The organism is Clostridium sp. AM27-31LB, from assembly GCF_003480745.1.
GTDB classification, from domain to species: Bacteria; Bacillota; Clostridia; order Lachnospirales; family Lachnospiraceae; genus Butyribacter; species Butyribacter intestini.
This window is the reverse complement of the sequence record NZ_QUJS01000001.1, coordinates 879,534-896,798: the sequence shown is the minus strand read 5'-3', so window position 1 is coordinate 896,798 and position 17,265 is coordinate 879,534. Positions and strand designations below refer to the sequence as shown.

The window sequence follows — 17,265 nt, the reverse complement described above, 5'->3', positions numbered from 1 at the left end:
AAATTTGTCTTGTCTATATAAAAATTATCTTTTTCCCGTATTGACTCAAAACTCTGATTTCCTATACTTATAACCTTTGCCATATGCACCCCTCCTGTTTATTTTCGCAATCCAAACTCAGCACTTAACACTATCCAATCAAGTAACTGAGAGGATTGCGAACATCCTCTTCATAAGCTATATTTTAACATTGAAGCAGTTTGATGTAAAGCAGTCATTAGAGGCTCCTACACTGCTGCCAATGCCTGCTCTATATCCGCTATAAGGTCAGCTTTATCTTCAAGACCGCATGATATTCTTATAAGTCCTGCAGATATTCCTGCTTCTTTTAACTGCTCGTCATTCATCTGTCTGTGCGTTGATGTTGCAGGATTAAGACAACAGGTTCTCGCATCGGCAACATGAGTTTCTATGGCTGCGAGTTTAAGATTTTTCATAAATCTCTCTGCTGCCGCTCTGCCGCCTTTTACCTCAAATGATACTACGCCACATCCTCCGTTTGGAAGATACTTCTTAGCAAGCTCATAATATTTATTTGAAGGAAGTGTTGGATAATTTACATATTCTACTTTATCATGCTTTTCAAGGAACTCAGCAACCGCCTGTCCATTTTCAACATGTCTTGGCATACGCACATGAAGTGATTCAAGACCGAGATTTAATATAAATGCACTCTGCGGTGACTGAATACAGCCCAAATCTCTCATAAGCTGTGCCGTACATTTCGTAATAAATGCACCTTCTTTTCCAAACTTCTCAGCATATGTGATTCCATGATATGACTCATCAGGTGTGCAAAGCCCCGGATATTTATCTGCGTGTGCCATCCAGTCAAATTTACCGCTGTCTACTATAGCACCTCCGACTGCCGCACCATGACCGTCCATATATTTTGTTGTGGAATGTGTCACTATGTCTGCTCCCCACTCGATAGGTCTTAAATTAACCGGAGTCGGAAAGGTATTATCAACGATAAGAGGTACTCCATGCTCGTGTGCAGCTTTTGCAAATTTCTCAATATCAAGCACTGTAAGTGCCGGATTTGCTATCGACTCTCCAAATACAACCCGTGTATTTTCCTTAAATGCGGCATTAAGCTCCTCATCGGTACAGTCCGGGTCAACAAATGTAACATCTATTCCCATTTTTTTCATCGTAACCGCAAGCAGATTAAATGTTCCGCCATATATAGAAGATGATGAAACAATATGACTTCCTGCTTCACAAATATTAAACATCGCAAAGAAGTTTGCTGCCTGACCTGACGAAGTGAGCATACCTGCCGTGCCGCCCTCAAGTTTTGCTATCTTTGCTGCAACAAGGTCATTTGTAGGATTTTGAAGCCTTGAATAAAAATATCCCTCTGCTTCAAGGTCAAACAACTTCCCCATATCTTCACTTGTATCATATTTAAATGTCGTTGACTGATAAATAGGTATCTGTCTTGGTTCTCCGTTTCCGGGTGTATATCCCGCCTGAACACAATTTGTATTAATTGTATAATCTTTCATAATCTTTTTTGCCGCATATATTTATCGACTCTGTCAATTTTTTCTTCGTAACTCTGAGCATGACTTTCTTACCTACGCAAGCCGCACCATATATAAAACAGTAATCATAAATCAACACGGCTCCTCCTGTCCTTTTAATATTCTATAAACACTACAGACTTAGTAGTATTTTAAGCTATTATATCACAAACTCAGAAAAAAGAGTAAAAAAATACATCACCACAATGAGATTTTTCATCCAATGTTAAATCGAACGAAACACATCTTAATTATGGTAATGTATTTTTAATTATTATGGTATGTTTAAAATATCTTTTAAATCAAACGATGTCATAGGACGCATATTTCCGTTTCCTGTATCATGTTTTTATATGAATTTCACCTCAAAAGTGTACGGCTTGGTTACATCTTTAAATGAGGACAAAAAATTTTCAACAGCTTCTTTTGCATATCCATCTGATGTTTCTATCATTGTCTTTTCATCAACTTTTTTCCTGCAGTCCTCTTCAGCTCTTTTAAGTGCTTTTGTGGCTGCCTCCAAACTGTCAGACTTTATCCATGAAGTGTCATAAATCTGATAATCATCCCCAATATTTGGTTCTCCTACAACTGCATGGGGCAGTGAAACGCTTATTTTTCTTTTTTTATCATCAATCTTAATTTCTGCTTTTGACATATCTACATACGATTTCACATAACCGGTATATTTGATATAAAACTCTTTATTAAAAAATCCGCTCTTATCTTCCATCTTTACTACACCATCATATATAACTTTTGAAACCGCAAGTTCATTTAATTCATTAAGCTGTCCGCTTATAAAACTCTCAGTAACAACATCACTTAACTTATCCCTGTTGTCAATATTTATTTTTATATAAAGTATTATAAATGCAACACACATAACTGCAACTGTTATGGCTATCGTCCTGACTGTTATTCCATGGTGCCACAGACTGCCAGTCTTGACGGCATTGTTTTCTCTTTCATCATATGCGTTTCTTTTATTCATATTTCTTTCTTTTTTATCATGAACAGCTTTTTTTAACCTATCCATAATTTTCTTTACAGATTCCATAACTCACCAAATCCCATCTATATACTATTCTTTTGCATTTGTCGTTCCTGATAATACAGTTTTAACAAATCTAAACACTACCTCAAAAAGTCACTCTTCACAATGCATCATTCCTGCCCACCATCTGAAACATTTACATTTACATTTATATACTCGTCACCGTCAACAGATACACTTACTTTATATGGTTTTCTACATTTTTTTGCCCCCTCAAACATATCCTCAACAAGCTTTTTAGCTCTTATATTAGCTTTTTTTACCATATCTGTCTTATCAGTTTTTTCCCTACATTCACTTTCTGCCTGTTTAAGTCCCTGCATGACAAACTGCTTTCCCTCTAATTTATTCCACGAAACCTCATCCCATTTAATGCTACTTTTTAATATGTTTATATCAACCGTATCTGCTGCCGGAAGTTTAATATCTATCGTCCTTTTATCATCATCAACCTTAACTTTCGCTTTAGAAAGGTCAACCCCGACTTTCACCTCAGCCTTATACTCCATTAGTGCAACCTCATCAAGGACATCTATAAACCACTTATTCCTCACCTCAGTAATACCACTATATGTCGTACTGAGCACTGCAAGTTCACTAATACCTTTCACCTTTTCAGAATATACATTAGAATAAGAAACTTTTGGTTCTGCTTTCTTTGCAAAATGAACTTTCAACAAAATCCCACCCAATACAAGAATGCAAATCAATACTATTACTATAATACATTTAATTCTTTTTCCAAATCCAAAAAAATATCTAAACAAAAACATAACATCCCCATTTCCAACAACCTCCCGTAATCAGAGAGTCTCAAAAAAAATTATATTGCACTCAACCATCACCAGAGCCGCCAACCTTAAATTAAAGTCAGTTACCACCGCTGACATAAATAATACCCCTATACTAACTTACCAAAAATATTTTGTCAAATTCATAAAAGTTCCAATATTCCATAGGGATGAATCCTTAAAGATTTTATTTGACGCAATTTCCGATTAATTTATACTAAAACATTAATTCTGTAAAAATATGCATCTGCCTTTTATTTTTCCAACAAACAGCAGGAACAGATAAAAACTCATCTGTCCCTGCATCAATTAACCTCTTATCAAAAATTACAATCTCAATATCGCATCCTGAGCAAGTTCTGACCTCACACATTCATCTGCAGACATTGATATCTGCCAGCAAAGCGGACTTCCCTGCATATACTTTGCCGCATAACTTAACCCATTGGTTCTCTCATAAAGAAAAGGTTTATCTATCTGGTCAGAATCTCCCAGAAGAATTTTTTTGTATTTTTGCCTGCTCTTGTTATTTCCCCCGGAAGATACACTATATCATCATCAAACTTTTTTCTATCCTGATTGTTCCTCCCTGCTCAAGTTTAACACCCGTAAGTAAATCCCCCTGAATTAAGCTGATTTCTAAACGAAAGTAATGACTGCGATATAGATGCTTTTGCCGACTTTCATTCCGCAAAGGTGCACCCACTTTCTTAAAAAATGAATAATACAATTTTTATTGCCCGTAATAATTAAGTCACAAAAGCTTAATCACTATACCTGTATTTCGTATATTCACAACAGCTCAAATCACTTGACATAAGGAACGCTCTTTCCTATTTTCTTAACACTCTCACGCTCTATTATCTTACCCTGTATTGAAAAAACTCCCGCTGAATACAATGCATTCTGCATTTTGTGGAGCATTATATGAACAGCCCTTTTTGCCATCTCTCCTATATTTATCTCATATGTCGTAATGCCTATATCAGCCTCCTGGTCGTACTCAAAATTATCAAAACCAACAACCGAAACATCGCCTGGAACTGAATAACCGGCTTCTTCAAGTTTTCTTATAATAAGACTCGCCGCTTTATCACAGTTGCAAAAAAATGCCGTTGGAACTTCTTTTGGCAGAATAAACTGCCTATCATAATTCATCTTGCCATAAATATTATCTCTATCGTCAATGATCCAATCCGCACGGTACTTAATCCCTCTTTCCATAAGTGCCTTGAGATAACCGAAAAATCGATCATCAATACTCGGTGTCATAAGCCTTGTTCCCACAAAACCTATATTTTTATGTCCCCTGTCAAGAAGATAATTTGTCATATTATATCCTCCGTAAAGGTTATTGCTGACAACATAATCCCCAGCTTCATCACCGTCAGTCGTATCAAAATAAAGAACCGGAAAATTCTTTGTCCACCCCTTAACGGCATTCATATATTTCTTTCCAAAAGCACCCATAACGATTATCCCATCAACTTTATTTTCAGATAGCAGCATCGGCATGATACAGTCATTTTCCTGTGAATATTCAACTATCTCTATCATCGCAAAGCACTTTTTTTTAATGGCACGCTGCGATATTTCCTGATATATGTTCCAATAAAAGGACTGTTTTTCCACTATATATCGCTCGGCAACGATAACACCGAGATTGTAACTTTTTCCTGCCTCTTTTTCTTTGTTCTGCACTCTCTTGACATATCCCATCTCATCAGCAAGTGCAACTATCCTGTCTCTTAATTCATCACTCATACCTTTCTGACCGGATAAAGCCTTTGAGACCGTAACCGTACTGACACCGATTTTTGCAGCAATATCAGATAACTTTACTGCCTTTGCCATTTCTTTTTCCTCCAATTGCTATGATTTTTCCTGTCCACACCATAAATGATGCGACCGGCAACTAAGATTTTGCCTTAAGTCCTTCCATAACGCCTCCTCTGTAAGCACATGACCATATTAACTTTAGCTTAAAAAACACCATAATTTAAGCTAATTGTCAATCGACCACATTTCAATCACTGCACATGGCATGACAGTTAGTGTCATGCCTGCGAGTGAATAGTAATGATTATTAGTCTCTGCATTTTTGCAAATGGATTATCTCTGCCTTAAAATCTCCCCACGGTCTTTTTATGATAAATCCGCCATTCATAAGTGCATCTGCGTCATAGACCTTTCCATCTGTCTCATATTTTGCCGAAAAATCAAGTCCTTTAAGTTTCACACATCTGCTGTGCATATTTGGCTGTGCGAGCACCTGAACAAACATAACTATCGCTTCACTTTTATCCTTTGAAACTATCTCATAGCAATCAAAATAATGGTTGCTCTGGTATGATGCTATACGGTAATAATCTCCCGTCTGTATAAGCGGACAATACTTTTTGTAAGTCTCTACCTGTGAAGCTATCATATTCCTGTCCTCTTCAGGTATCTTTGTCACATCAAGCTCATAGCCAAAAGTTCCCGCCATCGCAATAACACCTCTAGTCTCAAACGGTGTGACCCTGCCGACTGTATGATTAGGGCAGTCCGACACATGAGCACCTATAACTGAAAGCGGATACATAAGTGCCGTGCTCTCCTGAATGGCAAGTCTCTCTATCGCATCGGTATCATCCGAGCACCATATCTGAGGACTGAAATACAACATTCCCGGATCAAATCTCGCTCCACCGCTTGAACAGTTTTCGAGAAGAAGATATGGAAATTCTTTTAAGAGTCTTCCCTGAAGCTCATATACCGCAAGTGTGTGCCTATGCATTATCTCGCCCTGTCTGTCAGCGTCAAGTACATTACTTCCAACATCAGTAAACGGACGGTTCATATCCCATTTTACATACTCAATATTCGCTGAACGCAAAATCCTGGCAACAGACTCATATACATATTCAACAACCTCTCTGTTACTGAGGTCAAGTATAAGCTGATTCCTGACCTGTCCCGGCTCTCTTCCCTCGATATGCACAGCCCAGTCAGGATGTTTTTTGTAAAGTTCTGACTCAGGAGAAATCATTTCAGGCTCAAACCATATTCCAAATTTCATACCAAGTGAATTTATATTGTTGACAAGTTTCCCTAAACCGCCTTTTAACTTATCTTCGTTTACAACCCAGTCACCGAGACTTGTCCTGTCATCATTTCTTTTTCCAAACCAGCCATCATCAAGAACAAGCATTTCTATTCCGTGCTTTGATGCTTCTTTTGCTATGTCAAATATCTTCTTTTCATCAAAATCGAAATATGTTCCTTCCCAGTTATTTATAAGTACAGGTCTTTCACTGTAGACCCATGACTTTCTGATAAGGTGCTCTCTATATAGGTCATGGAATGTCGATGTCATCTTGTCAAGACCTGCATCAGAATAGACGGTAACAACCTCAGGTGCGGCAAAACTCTCACCTGCTTCAAGTTTCCAGCAAAATCCGTTTGGGTTTATACCCATTCCAAAACGCTGCGTTCCAAATTGTGCCTTTTCCACAAATGATACAAAGTTTCCTGAATACACAAAATTCATTGCATATACATCACCTGTTTCCTGCGTTGCCCCCTCTGATACAACAGCCATAAAAGGATGCTCCTGATGGCTTGATATACCGCGTGACGATTCAACACTATGACAGCCAAATCCAACTCTCTGTCTGTCGATTCTCCTCTCCCTTGCCCATGAACCATGAAGCGTTATGTAGTCATGCGGCTCATATCCAAGTTCAAGACACGCAGACAATACTTTTTCGATATATAATGGCTTATCACCATAATTTGTTATAACAGCACTTCTAATCACCGCATCATTGCCATCAAAGATAGAATATCTTAGTTCCACCTCAAGCTTTAAAACATCATCTTTTAATGTGATGCACAGCGTCTGTGCACCATCGCCAAATGTCGCCGGAAGTCCATCAAGTGCAGGCTTTCCAGCAATTATCTTATATGAGTCATAGAAAAGTTCAACACCTGTCTTTCCGATAGTGTCTGCTGCTTCTATACAGCTCTGCCTGAAATCTCCCATGCCCGCCGTCGGATATTCCATAGGAAGCCTGTCAAGGAATGATGATTTTTCTCCATAATTTATATGAATATCGTTGAGATACTCCTGATCCATATCGAGCAGATACGCAAGATGCGTGCCCGAAAGTTTCTTTCCATAATAGATATGTACAAGATATTTTTTATCAATTATACCCAGCACATAACTGTTGTTTTCAGTATCAATCTTAAATATATTTTCTTTCCCGTCAAAAACTATCATAACATTCTCCATTCTATATAAATTTACTTTCAGCTAAAAATGTCTTTTCTCTCAGTTTTTTATTCTCTTATCTTCAGTCAAAAAACGATTTTTTTCAACTTAGTCTATATCAAATCTTCTTTTATGGCTTCAAGTTTTTTCTCGGCATCTTCGAGACTCTCACCCTTTACACCGTAGTAGAATTTAATCTTAGGCTCTGTTCCTGACGGACGAACACAGCACCATGCGTTGTTTTCAAGTTCATAATACAATACATTTGATTTTGGAAGTCCGGTCGTGCCTGTCTCACCTGTAACCATATCCTTAACTTCGTCACTCTGGTAGTCACGCATTTTAAGCACCTTAAATCCACCCATAACCGTTGCCGGATTTTCTCTCTTTTCACGCATCATGTTCTCAATCTGTTCCGCTCCGTCTATGCCTTTCTTGGTGATAGTAAAAAGTCCCTCTTTATAATAACCATATTCCTTATACATATCCTGCATTGCATCACAGAGTGTCATACCTTTAAGTTTGTAATATGCTGCAACTTCACAAAGCATCATAACAGCAACACAGGCATCCTTATCCCTTGCATATGTTCCTGCAAGACAACCGTAGCTTTCTTCCATTCCGAATATGTACTCGTATGAATTATTCTGCTCGAAAAGTTTTATCTGCTCGCCGATAAACTTAAATCCCGTAAGCACTTCTATAAGCTTTACACCGTATTTCTCAGCGACTGCCTTAAGCATATCTGTTGTAACGATAGTCTCAACTATGGCAGCATTTTCAGGGAGTTCTCCTTTTTCTTTCTTTTCCCTTAAGATATACTCCGCAATAAGCGAGCCGGACATATTTCCCGTAAAGCTTACATATTCGCCTGTCTTTTCGTCCTTAGCATAAACGCCAAGTCTGTCTGCATCAGGGTCTGTCGCAAGAACAATGTCTGCATCTTTTTCTTTTGCAAGTTCAAGTGCGAGCGTCCAAGCCTTGCTGTCCTCAGGATTCGGATAAGCAACAGTTGGAAAATTCCCGTCAGGCTTTTCCTGTTTTTCTACAACATAGACATCTGTCTTACCGTGTATATGTTCATTCTGTTTGTTCCTGCACCGATTACTCCTCTGAGTCCGCCCGTTCCAAACTCAAGCCTGCGATAAAATCTGTCCTTTATCTCTTCCTCATCATCCCTTATCGCAAGAAGTTCTTTCTTTGTCTCATCGTCAAAATATTCATCAGTACACCATTTTTCATATTCTTTTTTAAAGTCCATTTCTTCCCCATTTCCGCAAAATATTGCATTGACATATTTCACTATTTAAATTTACTTAAATTTTCTCATATAATTACTTAAATGTCAAGTAATTTAAGTTATTTTAGCCGCTTTAATTTTTTTCTTATTAACTCATAAATTTATATGCCATCTGATTTATGAACCAGCCTGTATATGGCATTTGTCACCTTATCAATATCTATAGGCTTACTTATATGATCACTCATCTTTGCCTCGAAACATTTTTTTACATCTTCCGTAAAAGCGTTTGCCGTCATGGCAATTATAGGTATATTGTCTGTATAATCCATGCCCATTTCTCTGATTGCCATTGATGCTTCAAGACCATTCATCTCAGGCATCATTATATCCATAAGGATAACATCATATCTGCTATCCACTCCGTCTTCACAGGATTTTTTAATCTTCTCTACAGCTTCAAAACCATTATATGCCGTAGTAACGATTGCTTTTGCATCGTCAAGCAGAAATTTGGCTATTTCCATATTAAGTTCATTATCCTCAACGAGCAAAATATTTACACCGGTTATGTCTTTAGGAACACTTCTTTGTCTAAATACCGGCATTTCATCCTCGCAAACCTTAAATGGTATCTGGAATTTAAATGCAGAACCCTGACCGAGTGTACTTTCTACCTCTATAATTCCATCCATCAGTTCAACAAGTTCTTTAGTAATTGCCATTCCAAGACCAGTTCCATGATAATCCGTTCCCGCATCCGTATGTTCTCTTGAAAAAGGTTCAAAGATATGCTTTATGTAGTCCTCGCTCATACCTACTCCGGTATCTTTTACCGTAAAGCAATACATGGATTTTTCTTTATTCATAAATACTTCATCAAGCCACAATTCCGTTGTTCCATTCTTTTTATTATACTTAACTGAATTTGACAAAATATTAAGTAATATTCTTTGAATATGCAACGGACTCCCTACCACTTTTTTATGCTTCACATTGAAATGCACTCCAACCATCACAACGTCATTTTCCGCTGCCATCGTGGATAGAGACTCATAACAATTTGTCATAAGGCTGCATATATCAAACCTTTCTCTTGTAAGTTCAGTCTTCCCACTTTCAAGCCTGCTCATGTCGAGCACATCATTTATAAGTGCTTCAAGCTGTCTCCCCGAATCATTTATCTTTTCAAGTGCATATAATATCTTTTCTTTATTATCAATGCACTTTCCAGCTATTTTCGCCATTCCAAGAATACCGTTCATAGGAGTTCTTATATCATGTGACATTCTTGCAAGAAATTCCGTTTTTGCAACATTTGCCCTTTTTGCTTCCTCATATGCCTTTGCAAGTAATGTCTGTGACTCAAGTTCTTTTCTCTTTTCCTCATCTATCTTCTGAATACCTACGATTATCTGTTCAACTTTTCCGGAATTATCCCTGTTTATCGGAAGTGCCGTTATCCTGCACCATCCAAGTATTGTGTCAACAAACTCCTCTGATATACTTTTTTCTTTTTCGAGCTGCAGAGCAATCCTGTCAAGATTATAAAACTTCCTCATTATATCCTGATATTCTTTTGCTACACACCTGTCTATTACTATTTCTATTGTCTTTTTCGCATCATACCCGGCTTCCTCTGCCGGTGTAAACAGTGCATCATCCTGATTTATGACTCTGACAGTATTTTTCTTTATATCATATGCCCAAACAACACTGTAAATACTGCTAAAAGCGTCAATAACCGCATATTGCTCACTAAGTACCCTCTTATGTTTTTCCTCTTTTAACTGTATATCCGTTACATCCTGATGATAACCTTTTAGTTTTATGCCATTTTTAAAATTTTTGTCACAGACACCACCGCATCGTACATATCTCTTCCCTAATTTAGGATGATGCCACGCATATGTACATTCTGATTTGCCATTTTTGACCATACTATCAACAGACTTCATCACCTGCTCCAGATAATCACTGTCAATCCGGTTGCTCCATTCCTGATACCTATACTGAGGTGTATCTTCAATTTTTATATCTAAAAGCATATTCATGGTTTTGTCCGCATACATACATGGCTCACTGTCATCGTGCAGTTCTATCGACCATATACCAATTCCGGCATTATATAAGGTATCTTCTATATCACCATAATCCATAATATGCATATTTTCACAAATATCTTTTTTATCATCGGACATACTTTTTCTCCCTATATATACTTTTTGCGGTCAACAGGCTTTAAAACACTCTGACCGCAAAAATACAATTTAATAGTTTAACATTGTCAATTTTCTTAATGTATATTGTATTTATTTCTCATCCATAAGTGGTCTTATCACCGTTACAACAAGAATAAATCCTGCTACCGTCACTACTGCCGCTACCACAAATACCGCATTTACACCATTTTTTATCAATGTCGTATTTGTCGGATCTGATGCTGTACAGGCATTATATGCAACAGCAAAAACTGCTGCAGAAATAGTCTGTGCAAGTGAATTGGCAAAATTCACAAGCGATGTGCCAACTCCCATGTCATGCGGATCTAATGCAGACTGTGCCGATGGAGTAATTGAAACGGCCCTGAAACTCTCAGCAATACCTGTTATTGTAAGTGCTGCAAAATATAATATTATTGATGTAGATGGTGTCGTAAATGCCATCATAAGCATAGGTATTGCTACAAATACTGTTCCAACAACCATAGCTTTCCACGCATTTGCCGTCTTTTTTCCAACCCAGACTCCGGCTATCGTAGGAAGTATAATAGTAAGAATTGTTCTTGGCATTTGCAATGCACCTGTAAGGCTTGCAGATGCTTTCATAACTTGCAATGCTCCAACAGGTGCATAAACATTCATCGCATTCTGGTAAAAATAACATATAAATCCTATCACAAGTAAAACTGTATATTTCTTATTTTTAAACAAATACATGGGGATAAGCGGCTCATTCGTTTTATTTTCAATTTTCACAAACAATATCAATGCGATAACACCGATAACAAAACCTGTTATAATTGCAGGATGTGCAAATCCCATTGATGAGCCAAAGTTAAGCGGAAGTAATATACCGCACAATGCTATCACCAGCGTTATGATACCCGGTATATCAAGTGATACACTTCCCTCATTTTTCTGATTTGGAAGATTAAAACCTATAAACATAACTCCTGCTATAAGAGGTATGGCAGGCATTATTATTGCTGCTTTAAGCATACCCATATCAGTGAGTACACCAGCTAAAATACTGCCGCCAAATCCTCCTACCGCAATCGATGTTGCAAGCATCCCCATTGCCTTTGGAACCTTTTTTCTTTCATTTATCAATCCGGTTATAATGTACGGTGCAGCAGTAAACGCTCCCTGTGCAAGACTTATCAGAAATCTTAATATCATAAGCAGAACAAGTGAACGGACAAATGCAAATGCTATGCCACATACAGCACAAATGATTCCCGGTATAACAACTATATTTCTTCTTCCTATTAAATCTCCCAATTTTCCGCCTATCGGTGTCATTATTGAAAGACCAAGTGCTGAAAATATCGAAAACAATCCGACATATCCCATAGCATTTACGCTCTCTAATATCGGTGATGTCAAAGTTGCAAAAACAAGTCCGTACATTGCTACAGAAAGCATCATGCATATACATCCTGCTTGAACAAATTTTCTCTTTTTTTCCGGAAGCGGTATCACCACCTGTATATTCTGTGTATCTGCCATATTTTTTCTCCCCGTACTTCTGATTTTTAGAATATTATCATCCACTCTATATACGCTCATCATACTCATTAAGCATCTGTATGATGGCAGATGCAAAAAACATTCTGCCACAACTGATATCTCAAATTACTATTTTTATTTATGTTTTTTTAGCCACTCCACAGCACAGTGTGCGAGACAGGCACTTCCTATAGGACATACATCCTCGTTAAATCTCGCCTTTGGATGATGTGCCGGAAACTCTCCACGCTCGTCCATGTAACCTGCTGACAAATACATAAATGTACTTGGTATTTTCTCAGCTATGACCGCAAAATCCTCCGAAGCACTTGCCGATACATCAGGATACGGTGTAAGTCCCGGTATATCAAGTTCTTTCATAAAACCAACTATCTCGTTTGTCATATCAGTGTCACATATAAGCGGCGGTACCTCCGAGATCATTTCTATCTCTGCTGAACCGTTGTAAACCTCAGCAGTCTTTTGTGCAACTTCTTTCATTCTTCTGACAAGCTTTTCTCTTGCGGCATTGTCATTTGTGCGGATAGTCCCCTGCAAAATGGCCTCCTCCGGTATGATGTTTGCTGCCGTTCCCGCTTTAAACTGACCTATCGTAAGAACACAGGCTTTTGAAGGATCACTCTCTCTGGCGATAAGTTCTTGCAAAGCAAGATGAACATGGACACCAATGTTTATCGGATCGACTCCAACATGAGGATATGCACCATGAGAACCTTTTCCCTTTATGATTATTTTAAACCCATCTACCGAATACATCATTGTGCCTTTTGAGTTATACATAAATATTCCGACGGGCATCTTTCCCGGAGAAACATGGTACGCAAGTGCTGCATCAGGCTTCGGTGCTTCAAGTATGCCATTTTCTATCATATTTTTACTTCCCTCAAATGTCTCCTCCGCCGGCTGAAACATAAACTTGACCGTTCCCTCAAGTATATCTTCGTTTTCCTTTAACATCTTTGCCGCCGTAAGGAGCATTGCTGCGTGAAAATCATGACCGCAGGTGTGTGCTGCTTTTCCGGTAGGGCAGGCAAATTCCTCACCACTTTGCTCCGGCATCGGAAGTGCATCCATATCAGCACGAAGTAAAAGCACTTTTCCTCCGCCTTTTCCTAAAACTGCAGTAATACCATATCCACACTCTTTGGGCTCTATGCCATATTCTTTAAGTTTCTCTATAACAAATGTCTTTGTCACAGGTATATCAAGACCCGTCTCAGCATGTTCGTGTATATAACGCCTGTTTTTTATAGTCTCATCTTTAAGTTCAACTGCTCGTTTATAAAAATCCATCTGTAGTCCTCCTCTTAGGTCATCTCCGAATTTGACATACGGAATTTACTTTATTTAATATATTTTACCAAAGCAAATGTAAAAATACAAGAAATCACAAAAAATTTATTATCAAACGGTAACAGTTTGGTCTGAAACAAAAAAATCCAATCTGCATCTTATTTGCAAATTGGATTTTTAATCGATATATTTATTGAAACTTACAATTATACTGTTTCGTTTGCACCATTTTCTGTACCGGAATTATATTTTTTTAGTTCTTCCACTGTTTCTTGCAATCCTCTTACACTTGCTGCGACTGAATCTAATTCTTTCATGTCATTTTCACTCATATTGCTTGCTTCCTGAGCACTTGCTGTTACTTCTTCACTTACAGCAGAAAGCTGTGTAATACTCTCTACAATTCGGTTATTTGATTCAAAAAGTCTCTCTATCTCTCTTTCAAGATTATCTGCACTTCCTGATAACTCCTCTGACTGCCTGCTAAGTTCATCAAAACTCTTGACATTTTCTTCAATAAGATCTTTTTGACGATTTGTTGCAGTTTTTGATCTCTCAATAAGATTTGCAGTAAGATCTGCATTATTGTTTAACTCATTAACAATCTGTTCAATCTGTTCGGTAGACTTTTTGGTCTGATCTGAAAGATCTCTTATCTGATCTGCAACAACCGCAAAACCTTTGCCCGCCTCACCTGCTCTCGCACTTTCAATGGATGCATTTAATGCAAGAAGAGTCGTCTGGTCTGATATCGAAAATATGACCTTTGTTATCTCCGAAACTTCTTCTGCCTTTGCTTTAAGCTCATTCATCGCCATCTGTACATCTCTTTCTACAGATTCAATATCTTCTGATTGATTTCTAAGTATTTCCATTCTTTTTGAATTATTACTCATCTGCTCTGATGAATTTTGAGCTGCTTTAACAACCTCAATCGTATTTTCTTTTGCTACACTGACAGCTTTCTGAATTTCTCCTGTCATCTCTGACTGTTCCTGAATACTTTCTGCCGTACTTAATATTCCCTGTGCTATTTCATGTAATGACTGATTTACATGACTTGTAGAATCCTTTAATGACATCATCCTTTCTGATGTTTCTTCTACTTTACCTCTGGTTGTATCAGCAACACCCAAAATATCTTTCATCATGGCACTCTGTCGTTTTTGCTCATCTCTCATCGTATGTATTGCATCATGATCAAATTGTTTGAGAACCCTTGTTGACCACTGAAAAAACAACATTGCCATAACAGCAATCACTATCATCATAAATTCTGACTGATTGAAATTTCCAACTATTATAATATCTTTTATGGCACGTATTACAAGTATAGCTGTTGCAATTATAACTATACTTGTATTAAACTGCTTATGATAATAAAGCATACAGCAAAATAATGGAGGGATTATATAAAGAATAACAAATTGAGAACCGTTCATAAAATTAAGTATCGCATAGACAAGCAGAAATCCATACAATATGACATTTTTTAAAATAACAGACGAATGATCTCTTATATACAATACCCAGTCTGCTATAAGACCGAGTCCCAGCAAAACTGCCGGAATTCCAATAAATCCGGCTCCTTGTTTACCCAATAAAATCTGAGTTATAAAGCCAAGCAATAAAAAGCCTTTTATTATGGACATACATACTATAACCATCTGATTTGTCTTTTTCACACGTTCTGTTTTTTTGCTGTACTTTCTGTATTTTACAAGAATCTTTTCTTCAATTTTTTCCAGTTCATTTTTTTCATACAAACTCATATCGCTTCTCTCTTCCTGCATACCTGTACTCAGACTATCGTTGGCAAGTATGCACAACCAACCTTAGCCCACACTTTCATATCATTTGTCTTTCGACTGTATAACTGTCAAAATTCCACTGTCAAACGATACATAAGCTTTATCAATGCCTTCAGCAAATTCGTTACTAACTGTTCTGCTGCTGCCTTTTATTACATCAACTCCTTCGAGTTCATACTTCAATCCTGATAATCGTAAATTTTTCACTTCATCCGTATAAGGATAAAATGAAATATATTTACTCCATATATCATCTTTATACAACTCTGTTTCCCCGTCTATAAGATAAATTTTATTGTAAGAATCAATGATATATGTTTCAACACCATTTTCCAATGCTTTTGATAATATTCCAATATTTGCGAGAAGATGATCAATCCTCCCTCCTGTTGCACCTATTATAATAATCTGTGACGGGTAATTTTCTAAAATATAATCAAGAACAAGCTCTGTATCTGTCGCATCTTTTTCCGCAGGATATCGTATAAACTGTGCATCTATTGAGGATTTTATCATTTTATTCATATATTTGTCAAGAATTCCAGGTGATACACTGTCAAAATCTCCCATAAAACAGTCAACTTTTACATCAAGTTTACACGCTGTTTCAAGTCCTGAATCAGCACATACCACCGTATCAAATTTATGTGATTTAAGGTATATACTCACAAAGTCTATGTCTGTTTTGCCTCCACTAAGAAGCAATGTTTTGCCAAATGTTTTATTATCAGTCATTTTCACTTATTTCTTCCTTTTCGGGCTTTGGAACTTCTCCTGTCTTTGTTTGATGGCTCTTTCGCAACTCTTTTTCCATATAATACATCTCTTTTTGACGCTTCAACGCTTCACGCTGAATATCATATATGTATTTTATAAGCCTTTTATCTGTCTGCAAAAATACACAGCCATATGAATATGAATACTTACTTCCCTTTGTCGTTATATCGCTTTTTCTTACGACCTGTGCCCTAGCTTTTAATTGGCCGAATTTTGATGGAATATTAAAAAATACCGCATCATCCGTCTTTAATTTTATGTTAAGACAGATATTTATTCCTGTTTCACTGACATCCTTGATAAATCCCTGCACAAACTCCGGAACCGGTGTCTTATATGCTGCAAATTTAGGGTCATCAACATCCGGATAAGGCATTTCTGAAACTTTAAGTCCTGTTTTCGCATCCATATAAAAACCAAACATAGTCTCTGTATCAAGATCTACCCTGTATGCATTACGTCTGTTAAAGGATTTCCCTTTATCCTTTATCTCAAAAAAATGAATAAGACTATTGTCTAGCTTTGCCATACCTGCCCGACATTCTTCCCATTTCCACATATTATCACTGTCTCTGTAAACAACACTTATAGAATCCTCAGAATTAAACTTAAAAACTTTTCCTCTTGCAGCAATAAGTGTCACGCAGATCTTTTTTTTGTCAACATACTCTGCCTTACTGGTAAGTCTGTACCTATACCCCTCTCTATCAACAAATATTTCTACCGTTCTTCCTAAAGGTATATTTTCGAGAAGCAA

Annotated in this window: 12 protein-coding genes and 1 pseudogene; all 13 read right to left on the bottom strand. The window is 37.4% G+C overall.

The features are described from left to right. Positions 1-227 precede the first annotated feature (227 nt). Positions 228-1,511 (bottom strand): O-acetylhomoserine aminocarboxypropyltransferase/cysteine synthase family protein, encoded by a 1,284-nt coding sequence (locus DW721_RS03545; protein WP_022013131.1) that lies wholly within the window; start codon positions 1,509-1,511, stop codon positions 228-230. Beyond that, positions 1,492-1,626, bottom strand: coding sequence for a hypothetical protein (locus DW721_RS16585; protein ID WP_270393692.1), 135 nt, complete (start codon positions 1,624-1,626; stop codon positions 1,492-1,494). The genes DW721_RS03545 and DW721_RS16585 overlap by 20 nt, the downstream gene beginning before the upstream one ends. Before the next feature lie 252 nt (positions 1,627-1,878). Further along, positions 1,879-2,568, bottom strand: a complete 690-nt coding sequence (locus tag DW721_RS03540) for a DUF4230 domain-containing protein (RefSeq protein ID WP_182436188.1) — start codon at positions 2,566-2,568, stop codon at positions 1,879-1,881. Positions 2,569-2,696: 128 nt separating this feature from the next. Then, on the bottom strand, positions 2,697-3,353 hold the full coding sequence (locus tag DW721_RS03535) for a DUF4230 domain-containing protein (RefSeq protein WP_207665609.1): 657 nt from the start codon (positions 3,351-3,353) through the stop codon (positions 2,697-2,699). An 831-nt stretch (positions 3,354-4,184) separates the two neighbouring features. After that, complete coding sequence (locus tag DW721_RS03525) at positions 4,185-5,231, bottom strand: LacI family DNA-binding transcriptional regulator (protein WP_118744821.1); 1,047 nt, start codon at positions 5,229-5,231, stop codon at positions 4,185-4,187. Between the two features lie 232 nt (positions 5,232-5,463). Continuing rightward, on the bottom strand, positions 5,464-7,644 hold the full coding sequence (locus tag DW721_RS03520; protein WP_118744820.1) for an alpha-galactosidase: 2,181 nt from the start codon (positions 7,642-7,644) through the stop codon (positions 5,464-5,466). 104 nt (positions 7,645-7,748) lie between these two features. Next, a pseudogene (locus tag DW721_RS03515) lies at positions 7,749-8,896 on the bottom strand (hypothetical protein). Positions 8,897-9,036: 140 nt separating this feature from the next. Continuing rightward, positions 9,037-11,076 (bottom strand): ATP-binding protein, encoded by a 2,040-nt coding sequence (locus DW721_RS03510; protein WP_118744819.1) that lies wholly within the window; start codon positions 11,074-11,076, stop codon positions 9,037-9,039. A 111-nt stretch (positions 11,077-11,187) separates the two neighbouring features. Then, positions 11,188-12,606 (bottom strand): MFS transporter, encoded by a 1,419-nt coding sequence (locus DW721_RS03505; protein WP_118744818.1) that lies wholly within the window; start codon positions 12,604-12,606, stop codon positions 11,188-11,190. 135 nt (positions 12,607-12,741) lie between these two features. Then, on the bottom strand, positions 12,742-13,920 hold the full coding sequence (locus DW721_RS03500) for a M20 family metallopeptidase (RefSeq protein ID WP_118744817.1): 1,179 nt from the start codon (positions 13,918-13,920) through the stop codon (positions 12,742-12,744). A gap of 206 nt (positions 13,921-14,126) precedes the next feature. Beyond that, positions 14,127-15,692, bottom strand: a complete 1,566-nt coding sequence (locus tag DW721_RS03495) for a methyl-accepting chemotaxis protein (RefSeq protein ID WP_182436186.1) — start codon at positions 15,690-15,692, stop codon at positions 14,127-14,129. Positions 15,693-15,773: 81 nt separating this feature from the next. Beyond that, entirely contained in the window at positions 15,774-16,466 is a 693-nt protein-coding gene (locus DW721_RS03490) for a thiamine diphosphokinase (RefSeq protein WP_147355376.1), read from the bottom strand. After that, on the bottom strand, positions 16,459-17,265 hold the full coding sequence (locus DW721_RS03485; protein ID WP_118744814.1) for a PilZ domain-containing protein: 807 nt from the start codon (positions 17,263-17,265) through the stop codon (positions 16,459-16,461). Before DW721_RS03485 ends, DW721_RS03490 begins: the two co-directional genes overlap by 8 nt.